This window comes from Citricoccus sp. K5 (assembly GCF_902506195.1).
Classification (GTDB): domain Bacteria; phylum Actinomycetota; class Actinomycetes; order Actinomycetales; family Micrococcaceae; genus Citricoccus.
Window position 1 is genome coordinate 589,463 of sequence record NZ_LR732817.1, and the last position, 20,976, is coordinate 610,438.

Genomic DNA, 20,976 nt, shown 5'->3' on the forward strand with positions numbered 1-20,976 from the left:
CTTCAGCGTGGCAGTCCTTCCGGGCGGCGGCTGCTGTCGTCGCGTTCCCAGGCGATGGGCGCGGAAGGGGTTCCTGCGCCCGTCTGGCGGAGCCGGGCCAACCGTGGTGTGGCAGCCAACCCGGAGTACGAGAGGGCATCGACCGCACTGCGGGGGCCTCTGATGGACCGGAACAGTTCCCAGGCCGTTGACGAGGTGGAGGAGACGGCCACGTCAGCCGGCGTATCAGCGGTGCGCCCGGCTCCCGTCTGCCGTGGAGCGGCTCCGGCGGCATCCGAGTGGAACGTTTCTCGCTGGGGCATTGCGTCCGCCGGTGCCGGCGAAGAACGCTGTTCTGCCGGACCCCTGATGTTGCGCGTCAGGACGTTGAGCAGTGACCTGGTCTCACGGGGGGTCTGGACGGGGACCGGCGGCGTGGGGACGATGGCCTTCTCCTCGTCAGAGAAGAGCCGGTCCACGAAATAGTCGTCGGCGGTGACGTCCGGGAAGGAGCCGAGGCGCTCGTGCCCCTCGCGGGACAGGGCGAAGACGCCGGCACCCCACAGGGCCTGCTGGGTGCTTGCCAAGCGGCGCCGGGCGCGGTAGTAGGCCCGCACCGGCCAGGTGGCCCCCGAGTCGTCGTAGCGGAACGACGGGCGCGCGGCCAGCACTGGTGACTCGGACAGGGTCTCCAGCACGCGGCGCAGGGCGGTGGGGCTGAGGACGGTGTCCGCGTCCAGGTAGACCCGAGGCCATTGGGTGGCCACCATGTCCCCGGCATTCAGTGCGGCCGTCTTCGAGGCCACCGGCGCCTCGATGACCTGGACCCCGGGCACGGCGGCCGCCAGCGCAGCCGTGTTGTCCGTGCAGCCGTTGCACACCACGATCACCTCCACCCGGCCGGTCCGTAGCACCGGTTCAAGGGAGTCTAGGGTCCGGCCGATGACGGCGGCCTCATTGTGGGCCGGAATGATGACGGATCCGGTGGGGAACCCCCCGAGGACCTTGGCCGGGTACCGGGTGGCTGACGGGCCGGGCAGGGTGTCCCACCGGGCCTCATCCGCCACGATGGCCAGGGTCCTGCGGTGATCTCGGTTGAAGGAGCGCAGCATCTCGTGGAGGACCACGCCGCAGCGGAATACCTCGGCCGTGACGTCGGTGTGGTGTTTCCGGATGTAGCGGACCCGGTTGACGGCCATCAGGGCCTGCAGCTGCCCGGAGGAGCCGGAGCCGTTCTCGGCATGGACCACGGTGGCCGCTGGTTCGTACCAGATCCGGGCACCGGACTCTCGTGCCCGCCGGAAGTAGTCGGTCTCCTCGGAGTAGAGGAAGAAGCGTTCATCCCATGCGCCGATCCGGCGGTCCACGTCCGCGCTCGTCATGACGGCCGCCCCGGTGGCCCAATCGACCTCATGGCCGAACTGGTAGCTCTCGGGCGCGGAGTCCTGTTCGGCCAGCACCGCGGGACGCTGCGGCCAGCGGCCTCCGAAGAGGGCATCGCCGAAGACCGTGCCCAGGCTCGGCTCACGGCGGAGGGACGGCGTGAGTTTCCCCTCCCCGTCCACAATGCGGGGAACCACGACGTCGGCCTCACCCGAGCGCAGCACCGCCAGCATCTCCGAGATGGCACCGGGGAGGACCTCGAGGTCCGGATTCAGCACCAGGGTCGCCTCGGTGTCTCCGGCCTTTCGCCGGGCGGCGTTGACTCCGGCCGCATAACCGAGATTGCCGCCTGTCTGGACCTGCATGACATCCGGGTGCCGGTTGAGTTCAGCGAGGGTGCCGTCCGTTGAGTCGTTGTCCGCTATCACCACCCGGATCCGGAGTGCATGGGCCTCTTGACGGAGGCTGGAGATGAGGGCTGCCAGATGGTCCTCGTTGTTGTAGGTCACCACGAGGACGGCTACGTCCACCGGACGGCCCATAGCCGTGAATTGTCCCGGTCTCCCGTGGTGGGGCGCGGCGGCCAGTACTGGATCGTGGCCGGTCCCGCCGGATGGACGTGGCCGGCGCGGGGAACCGATCGGACGGCCAACGGCAGGCGGTGGTGAGACAGCGGCGTCCGCCGGCAACAGGCTGCTGTGGCGCCTCAGCTGGACCAGTCCAGGCGGATCGTCCAGGAGGTAGCGCTTGGCCAGCCGGCGTGGTTCCCGGGCCAGGCGCCAAGCCCACTCCAAGCCGTGGTCGCTCGCCACAGCTGGAGCCCGTTGGATCGCGTCGGCCAGGAAATCGACCACAGCACCGAAGGCCAACAGGACTGTCGCCCCGGTGGCGGGTCCGTACTTGGAGATCCAGAGTTCCTGGCGGGGCTTGCCCAGCCCGACGATCAGCAGTTCGGGAGCGGCCGAGGCGATGTCCTCTGCCAGCTTCAGGGAAGACTGCTCGTCCGCCAGTTCACTGCGGTCCGGTGACCACATCCCGGCGATCACGAGCCCTGGCCGGGTCGCGATGAGCCGACGGGACAGGAGACGCTGGATCAGATAGGACCCACCCAGGAAGCCCACTGACAGGCCCGCCTTCTCAGCGGCATCCAGCAACGGACCCACGAGGTCGCTCCCGGCCAAGCGGGGCCAGGAAGCACCCGTGAGCCGGTCAGCCTGCGCTACCAGGGGTGCACCGTCCAGCAGGGTCAGCCACTCCAGGGGGCGGGACTGACCATCGGCATCGGTGTGGGTCGGGTGCAGGGAATCACCCAGGGTGCGGCGCCAGCGGCCACCCTGCCCGAATTGGACGATGTGGTCCAGATTGGCCGAGATGACGGCCAGCGGGTTGCCATCGGCCGGCCGGTGGACGAGGGCATCGATGGCTGCCCGCTCGTCCATCAGGTCGACGACGATGCCGGCCAGGTCTACGCGGGCATGCGGGGGGATCATGATGTGTTCCTTCGGGAGGCCCGGCTACGGGCCATCTGGACGATTCGGAAGGTCAGGACTCCGGCGAGGGCACCGGTGGCATTGCAGAGGAGGTCACGGAAGGTACCCGAACGTTCTGCGAGGAGGAACATCTGGGCCAGCTCGATCCCCGCCGACAGGAGGACGGCCAGCATCCACACCACGAAATCCGGCAGACCCGATCGACGAATCCTCAGAGTGCGACTGCGACTGCGGGTACGCGTGCGGCGTCCCCAGAGTCCGGAGAACAGGAAGCCGATGGGAACGAAGAGCAGGACGTTGGCGGCCGCCTCGAGATGACCGAACCGTATCTCGGAGAACCAGCGGGTCTCACTGAACCACTGCAGGAGGGAATCGGCGGCCTGGGGAATGCCCTGGTCGCCGAGGCGTGCCGAGAGGACGAGAGCGGCCAACGGAACAAGATAGGCGAGCAGGCCCCAACCGGCCCACCGTCGGTGCTCGGAGCGTGGAGGCGCGGATGCCTGCTCGTTCTCCGGGGTGACGTCGCGGCGTGAGACAGGGCTGTCCTGGAGGGCCGTCATGAGCGAGCATCCAGTTTCTCCAGGCGGGCTGCGGTCTCCCGGTAGAGCTGTCCCGTGGCAGGGCAGCGCCAGAGGCCGCCCGGTGCGGCGGCACCGCTAGACGCCTGGGAGCCGTCCAGGTTTACGGCTTCGAGACGGCGGCCGGCTTCCCCGACCCAGCCCAGGTGCCGTGCGGGAACGCCGGCGACCACCGCATAGTCCGGAACGTCGCGCGTGACCACCGCACCGGCGGCGATCATCGCCCAGGCGCCGATCACCAGAGGGGCCACGCAGACGGCTCGGGCACCGATGGCGGCCCCGGTCCTGACAGTGACTCCGACCTGGACCCAGTCATCATTCCGCTTCAGGACTCCGTCCGGGGTCACCGCACGGGGAAACTCGTCATTGGTCAGCACTGCTGCCGGGCCGACGAAGACACCGTCAGCCAGGCGGGCCGGCTCGTAGACCAGGGCGTGGTTCTGCAGCTTGCAGTTCCGGCCCATTACCACCCCGGGGCCGACGTAGGCCCCGCGCCCGATCTGGCACCCGTCACCGACGACCGCTTCCTCGCGAATCTGGGCCAGGTGCCAGACCCGGACACCCTGGCCGATCCGGGCACCCGGGTCCACGTCCGCCGACTTCTGGAAGCCGGGGCCCGCCGCAGGCGACTCTTCATTCAGTACTGTCATCACTTGCTCCCGGACGGTACGCATGCCCCAACCGCGATTCGGGTGGGATCCGTCTATGGTCTCCAGCCGGAGGGTAGGCCGGATGCCGGACGTTGGCGTTCAGCGTAGGAAGCCGGCCAGCGGTGGACAATGCCACCAGGGGAGCCCGGAGACGAATCGAGAAGGAAACGAGTAGCCGGTGACAACTCCCACGTGGAGGGCCGGAACCATGCGTGCGTAGACCACCCGATCGTCGCCGACCTCGCCCCCGGATACAGGCATGCATCTCGCTGTGAGGCCAGGGCGGACGGCCATAGTCTGGCTCTGAGATTCCACACCGGCCTCTGCGACCGGTCGCCTGGACCGCGGATTCGGCCAGGACGGACTCAGCATCACGGCGTCAGACCAGAACTCCGAAGGATCCCCATGTACATCTCCCTGGCCGGCTTCCGCGGGCCTGACCATGCCGGTCCCGACCACGCGGACTCCGCTCCCGGTCCCGACCATGCCGGGCCCGACCACGTTGACTCCGGTCCGCGCTCCGGCCGGACCGTCGCCTTCCGGGTGGCACCCACGGTGATCGCCCTGGGCATGGTCAGCCTGCTGACGGATGTCTCCTCCGAATCCGTCGCGGCGGTCCTGCCGCTCTACGTCACCGGCGCGCTCGGGCTGTCCATGGTGGCCTACGGATTCCTCGAGGGGCTCCACCAGGGCGTGAGCGCCGTGGTGAGGATCGCCGCAGGCTACGCCGCGGACCGGACCGACCAGCCCAAGACGATCGCGGTGGCCGGCTACGGCCTGTCCATGCTCACGCGGGCGGGACTTTTGGTGGTGCAGGGATTCGTGGGCATCGCCGTGCTGGTGGGGATCGACCGGGTCGGCAAGGGCATCCGCACCGCCCCTCGGGACGCCATGATCCAGGAGGTCTCCCAACCCGAGCACCTCGCGCGCTCCTTCGGGGTCCACCGCATGCTGGACACCATCGGCGCCACCATCGGCCCGCTGCTGGCCTTCGTGGTGCTGCTGCTGGTCCCGGAGGGGTACCGCGTGGTCTTCGCCGTCTCCCTCGCTGCCGCCCTGATCGGCGTGGCGGCACTGATCCTCTTCGTCCCCAACGTCCGGTTCAGCAGAACCACCACCTCCACCACGACGCCGGCCGCACCGGTCCCGGCGCCCGCAGTGCCCTCGCCGGTGGTCCGGCCCCGCACCCTCCGGTCCCGCACCCTCCGGTCCCGCGCACCTCGGTCGCATTCAGCCCGGCGCCCGCGTTGGCGCACCCTGGACGGTTCCCTCAAACGGCTCCTGGTGGCAGCGGGCGTCCTCGGCCTGCTCACCGTGGGGGACGGGTTCATCTACCTGGCCATCATGTCCCACGGGCACCTCGATCCACTGTGGTTCCCCCTGCTCTTCGTCGGCACCAACGGCGTCTTCCTGCTGCTCGCCATCCCCGTGGGCCGCATCGCCGACCGCACCTCCCGCGCCGCGGTCCTGATCGGCGGGCACCTGTTCCTGGCCGGGGCGTACCTCGCGGCGGCGATGGGAGGGAGCTGGATCGCGCTCGGGCTGGCACTGCTGATGCTGGGCATCTTCTATGCCGCCACGGACGGCGTCCTCGCCGCGCTCGCCGGCCAGCTGTCCCCCCAGGGTCGGACGGCCACGGGCATCGGGGCGGCCCAGACCGTCGTCGCGATCACCCGGCTCGTGGCCTCCACCGGTTTCGGGGCGCTGTGGGTGCTGTTCGGTGCCGTGCCCACCATGGTGGGCGCCGCCGTCGTGCTGGTGTTGGTGTTGCCGCTGGCGTGGTGGCTGGTGGTCCGCCGGTGAAGCCGGTGCAGGAGCGGGCAGGCGTGCGGGGAGGGCTGTCCCGGCGCACGCGGTGGTGGGCGCTGGGGGGCGTGGCCGCCATGTCCCTCGGCGCCGTGGGCGTCTACGGTGTCCAGGCCCTGCAGGACCACCAGGAGCGGACCACGGGTGCCTCGGCCGCAGAACTCGCTGCCTCCCTCCCGGACGGCCCGCATATCACCTTCCGGAACACCGCCTCCGGCGAGGGGTACGGCATGGTGTCCTCGGTGGCCCTGGCAGATCCGGACGGGGCCCGGCAGGTCAGTGGCCAGGCCTGCGACCGGGTGGACGTTGCGGGGGAGTACCTGTCCTGCCTGCGGACCCTGCGCGGGATCCCCACCACGTTCGAGACGCAGGTCTACGACTATGGCCAGGACCTCGGTGGCAGCCCGGTCACCACGTGGCCGCTGGCCGGGATCCCCAGCCGGACCCGGGTGTCCGACGACGGACTGGTCGCCACCACCGCGTTCGTCACCGGACACTCCTACGCCGCGGACTCCTTCTCCACCGAGACGACCGTGAAGGGGGCCGGAGATCCGGACGGCCGGGACTACGGGAACCTGCAGGACTTCGAGATCACCGTGGACGGTGAACCGCTGACCGCGATCGACCGCAACGTGTGGGGCGTGACCTTCGCCGGCGGTGACAGCTTCTTCGCCACGGTGGCCTCGGGCGGGACGACCTGGCTCATGGAGGGGGACCTTGCGGCGCGGACCATGACCTCCGTAGCGACCGAGGCTGAATGCCCCTCGGTGTCCCCGGACGGCAGCCGCGTGGCGTTCAAGGTCCGCCGGGACACCGGCGGGGACATGGTCGGCGGATCGGGCGTGCACTGGGACGTTGCCGTCCTGGACCTGGCCTCGGGGGAGCGCACCGTGATCGAGCTGGAGCGCGGCATCGACGATCAGTTGGAATGGCTGGACGAGGACACCCTGCTCTACGGGCTGCCCCGCGAGGAGGCCGGCTGGGATGCCGACGTGTTCGCACTGGAGGCCGAGGCGGAGGCCGAACCCGAGCTGTTCATCGAGCACGCCTGGTCACCCTCGGTGGTCCGGTAGTCCCTGGGCTGGCCGCAGGTGATCGGGACGAGCCGGTACAGGTGCGAATTGCAAGGGTGATAGCGGCAGACCTGTCGAATCGTGTCCCGTGGAGGGCCGCGCCACCGGACAGCTCACCGGACGGCCCATACGGGACACTGTTCGAGGCGTGCTCTCGTTCGGGCAGGTCAGCGATGGGTGGTCCGGTGGGGGTTCCTCCTACGGACTCGACTCGGCTGGGTCCTGCGAGCCGTCATTTATCGTTCGGTAGAACCTCGGCTTCCACCTCTGAAGTTTAAAGTCAGACAGCCGTTACTTTCCCGGGATGTCTCGATAGCACCGTTTACTGCGACACCACTGCGGCGCTGGCATCGTGGTCAGGCAACGAACGCTTGTGGAAACAGTCGTCTGACGCGGCGTGCCGTCTACTTCGGGCATTGATAATTTCACCGTCTCCCTCGATGCCGTAGAGGCCGTGGCAGAAGAACCTGGGTCAGTTCTCGATTGCAGGTGTGTATTGCGCCCCCGGTTGCTCTTGAAGGCTTGACGTCCAAAGTGACCAGAGCGGCCAGTTGCGCAGTTCTTCCATCTGAGATGCGTCAAGTTGCTCGAGGGTGAACTCGATGTCCTCATCGTTGGCCAGAAGGATTGAGCACGCTGCCTCAGTCAGGGCGGATTCAGCAACCTCTCCCCGGCTTGCCTGACGTCTTAGAGATTGCGCGGATAGGGGCTCAGCGCCATTGGTACTGCTTGACAGGGCGGTCATCCCACCGGAACCGGGTCCATGATTCTTTGAGCAGGCGGCGGATCACGATGATGGCGTTGGCCAGGTGCGTCCAGGCCTGTTGGGCTTTCTCGCCGCGATCCAGGACGACCTGAAGGAGCCCGAAGCCGCGGGTGTGCCAGGAGTTGGTGCGCTCGATCATCCAGCGGCGGGTGTGGTTGATCTTGATGTAGGTGCCCTTCGGGGAGATCTTCCAGTGGCACCCCAACTCGGTGAGCAGGTCCCGGGTCACGCTGGAGTCGTATCCGGCATCGAGGTCGACCCGGATCGTCTCGGGTAGGTGGAATCCGAACCGGGACAACCGCTCCAGGCTCGGCCGCAGCAATGGCGAGTCGTGTCGGTTGGCCCCGGTGAGCACGACCCCGATCGGCAGGCCGTGGCCCTCGCAGAGAACGGAGCGTTTCTGCCCGGACTTGCCCCGGTCCGTGGGGTTGGCCCCGGTGTTGTCCCCGCCGCAGGGCGCCTTCACGCAGCACCCGTCCACACTCAGATGCTCCAGGTCCAGGCCGACGAGCCAGTCAAAGGCCTCCAGCACGGCCTGCTCGAGTCCGGCGAACACCCCGGCGGCGGTCCACTCGTCTCTGCGGGTGCGCAGTGTGGTGGCCGAGACCCTGTCGTCTGCGTGCTTGGTGTAGGCCCCGCCGAGCACGAGTCGGGAGACGAGCTTGTCGAAGACGATCCGGTCCGGTACACGTGGCCGATGGCAGCCGAGCGGATGGGAGTCCTCCACCGGTGGCAGGAGCATCTCGAACTGGCACCACAGGGGCTCGATGATTGAGGATGGAAGTGCTGGCACGGGCAAGGGTCCTTCGCCTCGAACGGATAGGTCGCACTTCCATCGAAGCGACAACCCTCCCGTGCCGGCCCACAGCGACACGCCGCCCGCAGGATACGAACCACACCCGCCTATCCGCGCAATCTCTTAGTTTTTGGATCTCACGCCGCTCCTCTTCTGACAGACCCCTCGTGCGCGTGACTATCTGCCACCTGTTGACTTGATGGCGCGGCTGGTCTGGCTCTTGCGCATTCAGCCATGCATTGAGGGCTTCGGCCGCTTCCAGGAGCTCGTTCTTGCGAACATCAACCAGGTCGCTTGCGCCGATGAGCCGCAAGACCATGTGGTTGGCGAGACTGAACGTCTTCGGAGTCGCAGGAAGGGCAGCATATGCATCGACAACGCCGGGCAAATTCAAGTTCACCGTATATGGGACCATCTCCTCTTCGAGGACCTCGTATGGCGTGACGAGGAACGAATCGAAGTGGTTCTGCTCATCCTCGACGCTCAGGGCAAACTGCTGACCGATGTTGGGATCGAAGAGATCCCAGCACCGCCACTCGCCCGGCTCTGACCCTTGTAGACACAGCAACTCGATACTCCACGGCCCAATTGGTTGACGGATGCGTCCGGGATGTTCGAGGTCCTGAGCGAGCTCCTTGCCTTCTATGAGGACTTCGTGGAGCCCCTTCAATTGGAGACTCTGTTTCTCAGTGATGTCAGTGACCGAGACTAGATCCACGTTGAAGCCGAGTTTCATCAGGAGACCATGCAACCGATCCAGGTACCTGTAATGAGCACGCAAGTCCTCTTCGCCCTCCAGGTCGTCCACGTCATGGTCCACCCTTCGACCGTTAATCGTGAAGCCAGCTTGGTCCAGGCAGCTGAGCAGAAATCCGATGTCCCTTCGCCGTCCGCCTAGGTTGTCGCGCAAAGTCAGCGAAATAGATCCCGTCTGAGCTTCCCCTGAGGTCTTGATTCGGATTTTCAGGCCCTCGCTCAGTTCTAGCTCGAACGAGTCCTTATCAAGACGCCTGCGAAGAGGGTTCTGGAAGCAGTGCTCACCGCTGCACACCACCAGGTCCGTCTGTTCTCCCACGTAGCTGGCAGGGATAATGCGAACGTCCCAATCCACCGGCATGGCGATCCCACCTTCGGTCTTCACCACCAGGGAGAAGTCCATTTCCGAATCAGTGAGGAGCAGGGGCGAATCCAGGTCCCACGGACGATCGGTGTGCAGGGTGAACTCTTCGATGTATTGGGACAGCCTGTTGTCCCAGCCGGTCTCAGGGGACTGGCCTTGGGTCTTATGGGCAAGGGTGACTATGTTCTCGATATTCGGGGGGCTGGAAGGAAACTTCTTCAGCGGGACTGACGTCGTCTGTTGTCCATTCTCCATGGACTCCAGCATCCGGCTTATCTTGAACGGGTTGAGCAAAGCGTAGAGAGCGGTTTTCTGACGAGACGTCTGGTCTATCGAGACGACAAAGTAGAGCAGTCCGGATATCTTCAAGAAGCCTTCCAGCTCGTCACGACTAATGGCGAACGACTTCGGCTTCTTGCCGTCCTTCCCGGTGGTCCGCCCCTTGACCTGGACGTTCACTCGCCCGACGAAGTTCTCTTTCGTATGTCTTTCGGTTGAGGAATGAATGTCGAGGTGGCCATCTGTGAGCGGCGTTCGGTCGTTTTCATCGATGCGCGCTTCCAGGTGGGGGCATTCCAGAAGCAGGCCCTTGATCTTGTGCACTGCGATGTGCTCGACATTCATGCTTTCAAGTCTCCCTCATCCTTTCGGATGTGAACCGCAGTGCTAAATGGCCAAGTTTCCGCAGAGATATCTGGCCGTTCGCGCTCAGTGTCCGCATGGAGGTCCTCCATTGGGCGCCCTTGTCGCGCCCGAGACACACGAATAAATGCGTGAAACTCGACCTATTCTCGGCTGTGAGGCTCGAGACCGTGCTTCAGTCGTGTCCATAGGCGGGCTCGTTCGGCGCCGGCGACAAGGGCCGCGTCGAAGGCGACGACTTTGTTAACCGCTGGATCCCACGTGGAGAAGTGCCCGCTGTGAAATTCCCCCACCGCATGCCATTCGGACCGTAGTCTTCTTCGCAGTACTCGTGCCGGCCATGGACCCAATGGACTCGGGCCAACACCCGCTCCTGCTTGCCCCAGAAGATCGGAAGCGCACGCATCGGCATCACCGAGGTGGTGACCCAACCACGGGTTTGGCCCTCCAGCGCAAGCTGCCACACCGCATCGCGGGACACGTCTAGTCCTGGATCCTGCGGCCAGTCCGTTTCGTCCACGCCGAACCACATATCGAGCCATCTCATCGTCCAGTTGTAGCCCGTGCAGTGGGCAGAGATGCACCTTCGGCCTCGTGTTCGTAAGGGGATCCCTCATCGGGATGGAGCCGCTCAGTCGTCGTAGAGGAACCCAGTATTTGGGTCGATCCCTGCAAGAAATCCTCGGATCGCTTCCTCGTGATGCTCGCTGAATCGCGTTACCTCAGCGGAGCTTCCGGTAGTGAACCCGTACCTCGCATGCGGTCCAGTCACCCAGTCGTAGTCATAGGTCCGGAGATCTCGACGCCTGACCAGGAAGGTCTCTCCATCAACGATCACTACCTGACTCATGCCAACACCTTCCACCAGCACCGATTTGACCTAGGCGTAGGGTGGAATCAAGACGATAGGAGCACTTCATGAAGAAAATCCTCATGGTACTGACCAGCGTTTCCGAGATCGGCGATACGGGCGAGAAGACCGGCTACAACGTGGCCGAGGCTGCACATCCATGGAAGGTCTTCAAGGATTCCGGGCATTTCGTCGACTTCGCGTCCATCCAAGGCGGCCAGCCCCCGCGCGACGAGGTGGACTCGGAAGATCCCATCCAGGTTGCCTTCACGGAGGACGAGGTCACACGCGCCGGACTCTACAACACTGCACGCGTTGACGTCGTAGATCCCGGTCAGTACGACGCCGTCTACCTCGTGGGAGGCCACGGCACCATGTGGGACTTCCCGGACACCAAGGGTCTGCAGGACCTGGTGGCCAGTGTCTACAACGCTGGCGGCGTCGTGGGCGCCGTCTGCCACGGGCCGGCCGGTCTGCTGAACGTGGAGCTGGCCAACGGGTTCCGCCTCGTCGAAGACCGGAAGGTGGCGGCCTTCACTAACGAGGAGGAGGTTGCCGCAGGGAAGGACAAGGTCATCCCGTTCTTTTTGGCAGACCGGCTTGAGGAGCAGGGTGCCACCCACGTCTCCGCGAATGTCTTTGAGGAGAAGGTCGTGGTTGACGACAGGCTGGTGACCGGCCAGAACCCGGCCTCCGCCGCCGGCGTGGCCAAGGAGATGGAGAAGCTCCTTGCGCAGGTCATCCACGAGGAAAAAGCCGAGGAGCAGCAGGAGGCGGAGGCTCTGCGCGCCGGAAAGGACGCCGAGAAAAACGCCAAGAAGGCTGCCGCAGATACGGAGCACTAACGCCTGCGGCGCACTGAACCTGGCGGCCACCCCAACGAGGGGGCGCCCGCCAGCCCGCATACGTGCGTCGGCTTTCACGCTGACCGAGGCACCAAACCGGTGGTCGGCAACTGACCTGGTCCCGCATTAACCCGGAAGGGCCCCAGAAGACCGTCACGAGGTCTCCGGGGCCCTTCCGTGGACTCAGTAGTTGGCTGGCGGGTCAGAGGCCGGGAACGATTCCTCGACCTGTTCGTCCAATTCCTGCTCCGTCTCCGGTCCGGTCGTGGACTGGTCATCCTCAGCAGAGCGGGTCTCGTTGCGGCGCTCCTTCTCGGAAGCAGCCTCCTTACGGGGATCAGTGCTCATCGTGTCCTCCTAAAAATGGGTCGGAGCTTCAGTCTGCACTAGTCGGAAGCGCTTCGTGATGGGGCCGGCCGGCCGAGCGCCGGCTCTCCTTCATCTCGGCCTCGAACAGATGGCGCCTGCCCCCGGCCAACTCGTCTCGAGCCTGTCGTTCAAGGTCCTTGAAGGCGGAGTAGTAGTGATCGTCGTAGTCCTCAACGATCTGGAACGTCCACCGGCCGTGGATGACGTTGCGGCCGATGATCTCCTGCTCAACCCGGTCGGCAAGATCATCGTGGCCGGCGTCGCGAAGCAGTGTCACGGCCTCGTCGAGAGCGAGGTCTGCGGTTCCTGTCAGCCGGTGAAAACCGTAGAGCAGGCCGCGGGCGTGTTCCACCACCTCCAAGGCCTCGGAGAGCTTGCCGAGGGCTTCGACTGTCGCGCCGCTGACTCCAGGGGGCCGCCGGTGCTCCGCGTCGGGGCCGGCTGGTGAAGGATGATGGTCTCCAACGTGTTCGGACATGACGCCATCATGGCAAGGATCACCCCGAGATTTCACGTGCTGGGGAAAAACTGGCCCAGCTCACGCACCGTTTGGTCGAACAGGGCCACTGGGTCGGAGTCCATCCCGTCGACCTCATCCCGGGCGAAGGACTGCCAGGCGACCCGCCAGCACGCCGTGACGATCTCTGCAACCAGGAGCGACTGAAGAGTCCCCAGCACGCCGCGGTGGACCAGTGCTGAGCTCAGCGCCTCGACCAGGCTTCGCTCCTGCCGAGTGACGACCCGCAGCATGTCCGGCTCCTGGACCAGTAGGCGGGAGATCCTGCGGAAATCGCGCTGTTCGACCTCGTGGGAAAAGAGCTTGCGGCACACGGCCAAGAGGTCATCCAGGATCCCGGAGGGAGTGTGGTGCGCGCTCTCGCTGGACACCAGGGCGTCAATCAGCCCCTGTTGGCCGGGCACGAGCGCGTGCTCCTTGGAGGGGTAATAGCGGAAGACCGTGCGTTCTGAGACGCCCACGCGAACGGCGATGTCTCCCACCGTTGTGGCTTCCAGGCCCTGCTCCTCCACCAGGTCCAGGGCGGCACGTTGGATGTCCCGCAGCATGCGGACGCGGTGTTCTTCACGGATGCCCAATGCTCAGCTCGTTTCTGGGAGTGCAAGAGAGGGAGGCCCGGCAGGCCGCGAGGCTCGCCGGAACTATCTGTTGTGTCACAGTCTGACGGTTTTGGCTCTCAAAAGCTGTCAGACCGTGACATGATTCATCAGGTCGAATCTTACAGAAGAGGTAAACCCCGATGGCCCACGCCGCCGAAGACACGATTTCTCCACCGGCCGCCCCCGCTCACCAGGCACCACCAGCCCTGTCGAGGAAACAATTGACCGGCATCATCGGCGCACTGGCACTCGGTGCCTTCGTGATGATCCTCAACGAAACTGTGCTCACCGTGGCACTGCCGTCGATCATGGCCGACTACGGGGTCTCCGCGGCGGCAGGTCAGTGGCTCACCACCGGATTCCTGCTCACGATGGCCGTGGTCATCCCTCTGACGGGCTACCTGCTGCAGCGGTACACCATGCGCGGACTGTTCGTCTTCGCGCTGTGCAGCTTCTTGGTCGGCACCGTCCTGGCCATCATCGCGCCGTCCTTCGGTGTCCTGTTGGCCGCCCGCGTCATTCAAGCCGTCGGCACCGCCATCGTGATGCCGCTGCTCATGAACACCACCCTGACGCTCGTGCCGTTCCAGCACCGGGGGATGGTCATGGGCCTTAACTCGATCGTGATCTCTGTCGGCCCGGCCATCGGACCCACCGTGTCCGGGATCATCGTCAACTCATTGTCCTGGCACTGGATCTTCGGTCTCATGACTCCGCTCGTCGTCATCATCCTGGTGCTGGGCATCATTTTCATCAAGGTGCCCTCGGCAACCCGCAGGCTTCCGGTCGATGTTTTCTCCGTGATCCTCTCGGCTCTGGCCTTCGGTGGTCTGGTCTACGCACTGTCCACTATCGGCGGGGCACTGGAGAACCCCACCCTTCCCCTCGTCAGCGGCGTGATCGGCGTGGCCGCGCTGGCCCTGTTCATCACCCGCCAGGTTCGTCTGACCCGCACCGATCGTGAACTGCTGAACCTGCGGCCCTTTAAAAACCGTACCTTCACGCTCAGCATCGTCATGATCATGATCGCCATGGGCACGCTGCTGGGCACCGTGGTCATCCTGCCGATCTTCCTGCAGAACGGCAGCGGCTTGAGCACCATGACCATCGGCATGATGCTGCTTCCCGGTGGGCTGGTGCAGATCGCCGTGGGCCCGATCTTCGGACGTGTCTTCGACCGCCATGGCCCGCGACCGGTGCTGATCCCCGGTGCACTGATGCTGGCGCTGGGCCAGTGGTTGTTCACCACCATCCACCCGGGCACCGAGCTGGGCCTGATCGTCGCCTTCCACACCATCTTCTGCATCGGGCTGGCCATGTTGATGACCGGCCTGCTCTCCGCAGCACTGAGTGGAGTCCCTCAACAGCTCTACGGTCACGGCTCGGCCATCTTCAACACCGGCCAGCAGCTCGGTGGCGCCATTGGAACCACGATCTTCGTGACTGTCATGAGCGCCGTTGCGGCCGCCGAGACCGGTGCCGGCTCGGCGCTGGTCGACGGGCTGTTCCACGGCGCCCACTTCGCGTTCATCGTCGGAGGGATCCTCGCGACGATCGCCGTCCTCTGTGCCCCGTTCATCAAGAGCCCGCAGCGCGGCTGACTGCCCGTTCTCTCCGGATCTGCGCCGAATGTCAGTTCATGGTGGTCACGTCGCGGACGAAGGCAACGGGGAGTGACCACGAATACGGTGATCCGCGCAGAGAACGAGTACCGCTGCACGCCGCATACGTGGGGGCTCGAGTAGGGGGCTGTGCGGATCACGTGATGGCCGGTCAGCCCCCAGGCCACGGTGAGGGCGATTCACTCTGGGAAGGCTTAGCGGACCGCTCTAGTCTGGCGTCAGAGCAGGATCCCCAGGTCCTCCGAGCCCCCGTCAAGTGACAGTACCCAACGGTGGGAGGACACTGCTTGACCGTCCGTCTCAACCGTCCAGGAGTCCCCATGACCGTCCGCCGATGGGCCACCGGCGCCGCCGTCCTGGTCGTCCTGGCCATGCTGGCCGTCCTGATTGTCCACTTCGCCAATCCATCCCAACCGGTGGCGGCTGACGACTACAAGGGGCATCCGGCGTCGCCGACGCCGACCACGCAGACCCCGAGGGCACCCTCCGGAACCGCAGACAGCACCGGCACCGGCACCGGCACGGACGCAACGGCTGGCCAAAGTGCGGCGGAAGCCGGCACGGACCGGAGCACGGCGTCCGGGGCCTCATCCTCCTCCACGGCCTCCCAGGATGTCGCGGCCGAGGGCACTGCCGCTCCTGGTGACCGCCCCACGTGGAACCCCGCGGCCGACGCCCCGGACGGTGCCGACCAGGAACCCAAGGTGCCCAACGGTCTTGGCGTGGAACCCTACCGGCTGCCCGATTCCCCGGAACGGCAACCGGCCCTGTCCGAGCTTCCCGATGCTGCGGCGGCCAAGCACGAACTCGTGGCAGGATTCCCCGAACATGTGGTTCCTGTTCCCGACGACGTCGACATCCAGTCCTCTTCGGTGGCCACCCAAGGCCAGCGTGTCTTCGTCGGCGTGAATGCCCTCAGCGACGCCAACCCGGACGCTCTCCTCGACTACTACGTCCGGCATTGCGAATCACTCGCGTGGCCGATCAGCCGTCCGACGTTGGACGACGGAACACCGCGGGTCCAGTGTGGCTTCGGCCCGGATGAGCTGACCGTCACCGCATCGTTGTTGCCTGCCGGCAGGGTGGACCTGTCGGTATCCGGCTCGTTCGAAGTCCGGTAGTCGGTCGCCTCCACGGCTCCCACCGTCGGCGGAGGGACGGACTTCTAAACACCTACGTCGGGGCACCCAGGCCGAACTCATCACCCACCACGCCACCGAGGGGAACTTCGCGTACACCTACGGTCGGGCCACTGAGTTCGGGCTGCCCGTGACCTTCCAGTCCACCTGGGACGGGAAGACCGATTGCCTGGACAACGACCCGGTCACCGGCCAGCCGCTGAATGCTGCGGACCACCGGAAGTACCCAGACCCTGGACATCGAGCCCGCGGTCGTTGCCCATCACCAGGGACCTTCCGGGAGACGTGAGAGACTCCCCGGAAAGAAAAGTCTGGACAAAGGTCTACTACCAGCCGCCGCCGAGCGCACCTTAGGCTCAAAGGGCCCCATGAGACGGTGCACACGGATTGGACGGTGGGATTAACCCGGGGGGATACGGGCCCACCCATTCATTATCCGCTGAGAGGCGGTGGCTAAGGCCACCGCCTCTCAGGTGTTTATCGGACCAGGCCTCCCCTCGGGGTGCCATGCCGACAAGGCTTCCCGGCGGGCTGGCATGCCGCAGGACGCGTCGGCTATGTCGGCGTTGCGTTGGGACGCGAACATGGTCCCTGAACGGCTCAGACCAACAACGGAACCGCCCCGGTCCCCGTGGGATTCCACGGGGACCGGGGCGGTCGCCTTTCTACTGGGACGTGCTATCCGTTCAATCCACGGTCAAGTGGTAGCGGTGCAGGAGCGTTGCCACCTCACTACGACTGATCGGCTGGTCGGGCCGGTAGGAGCCGTCCGAGTATCCGATGGAGATCCCCTCAGAAGCCATCCATGAGATGGCCTCGTAGTGGGCGTTGGACGTCAACACGTCATCGAAGGTCACCGTTCCTTCCTCGGCTGGTTTCACGGCCCGGTAGAGGAACGACGCGAACTCGCCGCGTGTCACGTTCCTGGCCGGCTTGAACGAATCGTCGACGTACCCCTCGGTGATTTCGTACTTGACAGCCCAGGAGATCGGGGCAAAGTGCGCGTGTCTGGCCGGAACGTCAGGGAAGGCATCTTGGGTGCCGGGGCTGAACGGCGGATCCAGGTATCGGTAGATGAACGCGACAGACTCGCCACGGGAGATGTCTCGTTTCATACCGAAGGACCCGTCCGAGTAGCCCTGCGTGATACCAGCGCACTGCAGCCAGCGGACGTGTTCGTAGGGCTCCGACCCGATGTCGTTGTCCGTGAAATCGCGTGCGTCACACGTCGGTCCGGGAGTAGGCGTTGGCGTCGGCCCAGTAGTAGGCGTCGGAGTTGGCGTCGGTTCAGGGATGGGGGTCGGGGTCGGAGTTGGAGTCGGCTCCACCGAATCCGGGGTGAAGCGGACGTCTACCAGGTAGTTGGTGGAGGTCGCCGTGTCCGCGAACGTGCCGCCGTAGATATACCGGCCCGCGTTCGCCGGGGTCCTCAGCGGTCCCGAGACCGTCGGCTCCGCCCATTGGCTGGGCTCGGCGGAGTACTGAGTGGTCCGGTAGGACACCACATACTCCTTGCCCGTCTCGAGCTTCACCGGAGTGTCCAGGGCAGCGTACTGCCACCCGGAGGCGGATCCGGTGCCGAAGGTGACCTCGCCCAGCAGGGTGCCGTCCGAGGTATGGAGGGCGCCGACGTGCGGACCGGGGTTCCCGGCGGCCTTGTAGAACTCGAGCCCGGTGACCGTGCCCGGCTCCGTGGTGGAGAAGGCGGTGCCCAGGGTGACGGGTTCGCCGTCGTCCACCAGGGACGTCGTGGGGACCACGGTTTCGGCGAGCAGCCCGAAGGGGCCGCTTTCCGATACGGCGGACACCGTTCTGAAGCTCCAGGTGTTGCCTCGGCTGACCACCTCACCGGCCGCATCGCGGGCGGCCAACGTCACGGTGTAGGGGGTTCCGTTCGCCAGGGCCTTCGCCGGGGTGAAGGTCGCCGTCCGCGTGGCCGCGTCGTAGGCCGTGGTACCCGCCACCGCCGTCCCGGCGGCGGGGGCGCCGGGATCGCGGTCGCCCGCCCCGGCTTTGACGGTGATGGAGACGCTGGAGGGGACCACATCCCGGGACAGCACCGCGCTGACGGCCGTGTCCACCGGCACGGAGTTGGCCGTGTGGGCCGGTCGGGGGGTCCCTGCCGACAATGCTGCCTCGTCACCGGCTTCGAACACCGCATCCACGTAGTAGTTCGTGCTGTTGTAGCTCGAGGCGGGGAAGCCGCCGTTGGTGTCGTAGACACCGCCCTGGGAGACTCCGAAACCGCCGGCGACGGTCAGCGGAGCAGCCGCGATACCACGGTAGGAGAAGTAGTACGGGTCGGCGGCGTAGTGGCCGTTCGGCGCGGAGTAGGACACCACGTAGGTGCTGCCGGCCTCCACCGACACAGGCTCGTTGAACTCCGTGGTCTGCCAGCCGTCGGAACCGCCGCTGGGGAAGCTGGCCGTGGCCAGACGGGTGCCGTCCGCAGACCACAGGGATCCGGTGTGCGGGCCGGAGTTGGCGCCGCCGAGGTAGAACCGTGCGCCGGTCACGAGGCCATCTGTGGTGGGGGTGAACCGCAACCCCAGTTCGACCGGCTCCGGATCCCCGGCGTCGGCGGTATCCGGCGTATTGGTGCCGAAGACGCTGTAGGGACCCGTCACATCCACGGTGATGGGCGTACCGGAGGCGGGGTAGTTGGCGCTGTCGTCAATGCCCCGGACCAGCACGGTGTTCTGCCCCATGCCCTGTTGGACGTAGGTGAAGGACCAGCTCGTGGTCCCCTCGGCCAGGCTCCAGGTCGCACCGGCATCGAGCGAGTACTCGACCCCGGCCACCTTGCCGGTAGTGGCACCTGAACCGTCCGAGGCGGTGCCCTTGATGGTCACCTTCTCACCGTGGGCCACCGCAGCGGAGGGCTTGGAGGTGACCGCCACGGTGGGCGGGGTGGAGTCCTGGGACGCCTGGGCGGCCACCAGGCCTGGCTGGAGCGTGCCGGGTTGCACGCCCATGTCAGCGAAGAGGTTGACCTGGGCCTGTTGCATGCGCGGGTCCGGGGCTGCGCCGTCACCGTCGTGCCAGTCGTCGAGGCCCCACGTCCACTGGATGCTGCCCGCGGAGAACACGAGCGCTCCACTGGCGGCCTTGTACAGGGTGAGGTGGTGGGTCGTCTCGCCCGGTGCCACCACGTTGCCGAAGTCCTGCAGGTATTCGGGTACCTGTCCCGTGGTGGTGGACAGGTGGATCAGGCCTGCGGGGCGGAAGCCGTTGTCCAGGTCCTCATTCGACTCGTAACCGACCGTGTGCGGTGCCAGGGGCTGCTCGGCCCCGGCGGCCAGGTTGGTGAGGTTGGTGCCGCGCCAGAGCCTCAGGTCGCCCTCACGGTCGTTGACCGTCACCGGAAGGTCGCCGAAGTTCACCACGTAGGCGGTTCCGGACAACGAGTTCTCCGGCTTGCCGCCGCCGTTGGCGGGGGAGGCGAAGCGTGGGTCACGCCACGTGCCCGTCCACTCGGCGGCCGGGTCGATCTTCCGGTCGGACCAGGTCTCCTTGTAGCTGACCAGGGTGCGGTAGTCGTTGCCGGCGGCGTCCGCCGGGGACTTCTCGTAGCGGACTCGCCAGTAGGCCTCGTTGCCGGTGAGGAACTGGAGGTTCACGCCGGCGTCGCGTGCCTTCTCCACGTTCTCGCGCTGCTGGCCGGACCAGTATTCGTCGTGGCCTACGGAGAGGAACGTCTTGTGGTTGGTCAGCTGGTCACCGTGGCGGTCGGTGTCGATGTTGGAGAAGTAGGTGACGTCGTAGCCGTTGCGCTCCATGAAGCGCACCATCGGGTACTCGGCACCGAAGTAGAAGTCCCGCGCCTCGATCCCGCCGCGGGTGGCGAACGGACGGTTGTAGCTGATCTTGTAGGCGCGGGTATTGGCCCCGCCCTGGTAGAAGTTCGAGCCGCCGTAGTTGTTGTAGGCGTGCCATGTGGTGTCGGAGGTCTGGAACAGGACGTCGGACTTCACGCCATCGTTGCGCACCACGAAGGTGATGTGGCTGGCGCCGCCGGTGTCCTTGCGGGTCAGCTTGGCCAGGTAGACGCCCGAGACGGCGTCGGCCGGCACGTTCCAGCCTGCGGACACGGCCCAGTTGCCGCAGTCGGTCAGCTCCGTGGAGGCGTCCCGGAGGCACTCGGGCTGCTTCTGCGGCAGGGCGGCGCCCGGATCCACGGAGCCCACCTTGCGTGCACCCAGCCCCCCGTAGTATCCGGTCCGGTAGATGTCGATGTCATAGTCGGCGGCATCGGTGTCGACCTTGAAATCGATCCGGTTCCCAGCGTTGACACTGATGTCCGTGGCGAAGCCCTGGATGGACTCGTCGCCCGCGCCCTCGATCTCCCATTCGGTATAGGGCGAACCCGGTTTGGAGTTCTCACACACGATGCGGTTGGCGCCCGGCCCGCAGTTCTCTGCGGCGGACACGAGCGGCGCCCATCCGAAGGGCAGGATGAGGGACACGGTGGCGACGAACACGATGGCAAGGGACGGCCACCAACGGCGCAGTCGCGCGTGGTGGCGGTGGGCAGTGACCGGTGGCGGGGGTGCGGGCGAGGCTGGGTGCATGGGGCCAGACTAGAATCCGCTGGCCCCCCTGGTTATGGGTACCGAGCCGAGCACGCGGTGAACGGGTATGACCCTCCGTAGTAGGGAAACGGACCCCGGGAGAATCGAGTAGCACCCGTGCTGAGCGTCGGGCTTCGCCCCCGGCGATCACCCCGGTTCGGACCCCTTGCACTCGAAGGTC

Annotated in this window: 15 protein-coding genes; 6 read left to right on the top strand and 9 right to left on the bottom strand. The window is 66.0% G+C overall.

All coding sequences use genetic code 11. The features are described 5' to 3' along the window. Positions 1 to 2 precede the first annotated feature (2 nt). The 3 genes from BOSE125_RS02580 to BOSE125_RS02590 are packed head-to-tail and all read right to left on the bottom strand — an operon-like array spanning position 3 to position 4,080. Positions 3 to 2,852, bottom strand: a complete 2,850-nt coding sequence (locus tag BOSE125_RS02580; RefSeq protein WP_159549534.1) for a WecB/TagA/CpsF family glycosyltransferase — start codon at positions 2,850 to 2,852, stop codon at positions 3 to 5. Continuing rightward, positions 2,849 to 3,412: a VanZ family protein gene (locus tag BOSE125_RS02585; protein WP_159549536.1), complete on the bottom strand. Its 564-nt coding sequence runs from the start codon at positions 3,410 to 3,412 to the stop codon at positions 2,849 to 2,851. Before BOSE125_RS02585 ends, BOSE125_RS02580 begins: the two co-directional genes overlap by 4 nt. Further along, entirely contained in the window at positions 3,409 to 4,080 is a 672-nt protein-coding gene (locus tag BOSE125_RS02590; protein ID WP_159549539.1) for an acyltransferase, read from the bottom strand. The genes BOSE125_RS02585 and BOSE125_RS02590 overlap by 4 nt, the downstream gene beginning before the upstream one ends. A gap of 405 nt (positions 4,081 to 4,485) precedes the next feature. Here BOSE125_RS02590 and BOSE125_RS02595 point away from each other — a divergent pair, with 405 nt between their 5' ends. Together BOSE125_RS02595 and BOSE125_RS02600 are read left to right on the top strand one after the other, a co-directional pair. Continuing rightward, complete coding sequence (locus BOSE125_RS02595) at positions 4,486 to 5,883, top strand: MFS transporter (protein ID WP_159549542.1); 1,398 nt, start codon at positions 4,486 to 4,488, stop codon at positions 5,881 to 5,883. Then, a complete protein-coding gene (locus BOSE125_RS02600) occupies positions 5,880 to 6,959 on the top strand; it encodes a hypothetical protein (RefSeq protein WP_236557781.1) in 1,080 nt (359 codons plus the stop codon). Before BOSE125_RS02595 ends, BOSE125_RS02600 begins: the two co-directional genes overlap by 4 nt. Before the next feature lie 710 nt (positions 6,960 to 7,669). On the opposite strand, the gene BOSE125_RS02605 is transcribed toward BOSE125_RS02600, so the two are convergent. Continuing rightward, the gene (locus tag BOSE125_RS02605; protein WP_159549545.1) at positions 7,670 to 8,518 is read right to left on the bottom strand and encodes an IS5 family transposase; all 849 of its coding nucleotides are present in this window, start codon (positions 8,516 to 8,518) and stop codon (positions 7,670 to 7,672) included. A 202-nt stretch (positions 8,519 to 8,720) separates the two neighbouring features. On the opposite strand from BOSE125_RS02605, the gene BOSE125_RS02610 reads away from it, so the two are divergent. Beyond that, positions 8,721 to 9,071, top strand: coding sequence for a hypothetical protein (locus tag BOSE125_RS02610; protein ID WP_159549548.1), 351 nt, complete (start codon positions 8,721 to 8,723; stop codon positions 9,069 to 9,071). A 1,843-nt stretch (positions 9,072 to 10,914) separates the two neighbouring features. On the opposite strand, the gene BOSE125_RS02615 is transcribed toward BOSE125_RS02610, so the two are convergent. Beyond that, positions 10,915 to 11,133: a hypothetical protein gene (locus BOSE125_RS02615; protein ID WP_159549551.1), complete on the bottom strand. Its 219-nt coding sequence runs from the start codon at positions 11,131 to 11,133 to the stop codon at positions 10,915 to 10,917. A 68-nt stretch (positions 11,134 to 11,201) separates the two neighbouring features. On the opposite strand from BOSE125_RS02615, the gene BOSE125_RS02620 reads away from it, so the two are divergent. Continuing rightward, on the top strand, positions 11,202 to 11,978 hold the full coding sequence (locus tag BOSE125_RS02620) for a type 1 glutamine amidotransferase domain-containing protein (protein ID WP_159549554.1): 777 nt from the start codon (positions 11,202 to 11,204) through the stop codon (positions 11,976 to 11,978). Between the two features lie 183 nt (positions 11,979 to 12,161). On the opposite strand, the gene BOSE125_RS02625 is transcribed toward BOSE125_RS02620, so the two are convergent. From BOSE125_RS02625 to BOSE125_RS02635, 3 genes are read right to left on the bottom strand one after another with little or no spacing between them, the layout of a single operon-like run. Next, positions 12,162 to 12,326 carry a hypothetical protein gene (locus BOSE125_RS02625; RefSeq protein WP_201301121.1) on the bottom strand — a complete coding sequence of 55 codons (165 nt, stop codon included), beginning with the start codon at positions 12,324 to 12,326 and terminating at the stop codon, positions 12,162 to 12,164. Between the two features lie 28 nt (positions 12,327 to 12,354). Further along, the gene (locus BOSE125_RS02630; RefSeq protein WP_159549557.1) at positions 12,355 to 12,825 is read right to left on the bottom strand and encodes a hypothetical protein; all 471 of its coding nucleotides are present in this window, start codon (positions 12,823 to 12,825) and stop codon (positions 12,355 to 12,357) included. Between the two features lie 32 nt (positions 12,826 to 12,857). Next, positions 12,858 to 13,442 (bottom strand): TetR/AcrR family transcriptional regulator, encoded by a 585-nt coding sequence (locus BOSE125_RS02635; protein ID WP_159549560.1) that lies wholly within the window; start codon positions 13,440 to 13,442, stop codon positions 12,858 to 12,860. A 242-nt stretch (positions 13,443 to 13,684) separates the two neighbouring features. Here BOSE125_RS02635 and BOSE125_RS02640 point away from each other — a divergent pair, with 242 nt between their 5' ends. Next, positions 13,685 to 15,064 (top strand): MDR family MFS transporter, encoded by a 1,380-nt coding sequence (locus tag BOSE125_RS02640; protein ID WP_236557782.1) that lies wholly within the window; start codon positions 13,685 to 13,687, stop codon positions 15,062 to 15,064. A gap of 341 nt (positions 15,065 to 15,405) precedes the next feature. Continuing rightward, entirely contained in the window at positions 15,406 to 16,206 is an 801-nt protein-coding gene (locus tag BOSE125_RS02645; protein ID WP_159549566.1) for a hypothetical protein, read from the top strand. Between the two features lie 704 nt (positions 16,207 to 16,910). Here the strand turns inward: BOSE125_RS02645 and BOSE125_RS02650 are convergent. Next, positions 16,911 to 20,795 (bottom strand): N,N-dimethylformamidase beta subunit family domain-containing protein, encoded by a 3,885-nt coding sequence (locus BOSE125_RS02650; RefSeq protein WP_159549569.1) that lies wholly within the window; start codon positions 20,793 to 20,795, stop codon positions 16,911 to 16,913. Between the last annotated feature and the right edge of the window lie 181 nt (positions 20,796 to 20,976).

What these genes read in the sequence shown, in the direction of transcription:
- BOSE125_RS02580 (WP_159549534.1), bottom strand. Translation starts at nt 2,852, where the DNA reads ATGATCCCCCCGCATGCCCGCGTAGACCTGGCCGGCATCGTCGTCGAC.
- BOSE125_RS02585 (WP_159549536.1), bottom strand. Translation starts at nt 3,412, where the DNA reads ATGACGGCCCTCCAGGACAGCCCTGTCTCACGCCGCGACGTCACCCCG.
- BOSE125_RS02590 (WP_159549539.1), bottom strand. Translation starts at nt 4,080, where the DNA reads ATGACAGTACTGAATGAAGAGTCGCCTGCGGCGGGCCCCGGCTTCCAG.
- BOSE125_RS02595 (WP_159549542.1), top strand. Translation starts at nt 4,486, where the DNA reads ATGTACATCTCCCTGGCCGGCTTCCGCGGGCCTGACCATGCCGGTCCC.
- BOSE125_RS02610 (WP_159549548.1), top strand. Translation starts at nt 8,721, where the DNA reads ATGGCGCGGCTGGTCTGGCTCTTGCGCATTCAGCCATGCATTGAGGGC.
- BOSE125_RS02615 (WP_159549551.1), bottom strand. Translation starts at nt 11,133, where the DNA reads ATGAGTCAGGTAGTGATCGTTGATGGAGAGACCTTCCTGGTCAGGCGT.
- BOSE125_RS02620 (WP_159549554.1), top strand. Translation starts at nt 11,202, where the DNA reads ATGAAGAAAATCCTCATGGTACTGACCAGCGTTTCCGAGATCGGCGAT.
- BOSE125_RS02625 (WP_201301121.1), bottom strand. Translation starts at nt 12,326, where the DNA reads ATGAGCACTGATCCCCGTAAGGAGGCTGCTTCCGAGAAGGAGCGCCGC.
- BOSE125_RS02630 (WP_159549557.1), bottom strand. Translation starts at nt 12,825, where the DNA reads ATGTCCGAACACGTTGGAGACCATCATCCTTCACCAGCCGGCCCCGAC.
- BOSE125_RS02645 (WP_159549566.1), top strand. Translation starts at nt 15,406, where the DNA reads ATGACCGTCCGCCGATGGGCCACCGGCGCCGCCGTCCTGGTCGTCCTG.
- BOSE125_RS02650 (WP_159549569.1), bottom strand. Translation starts at nt 20,795, where the DNA reads ATGCACCCAGCCTCGCCCGCACCCCCGCCACCGGTCACTGCCCACCGC.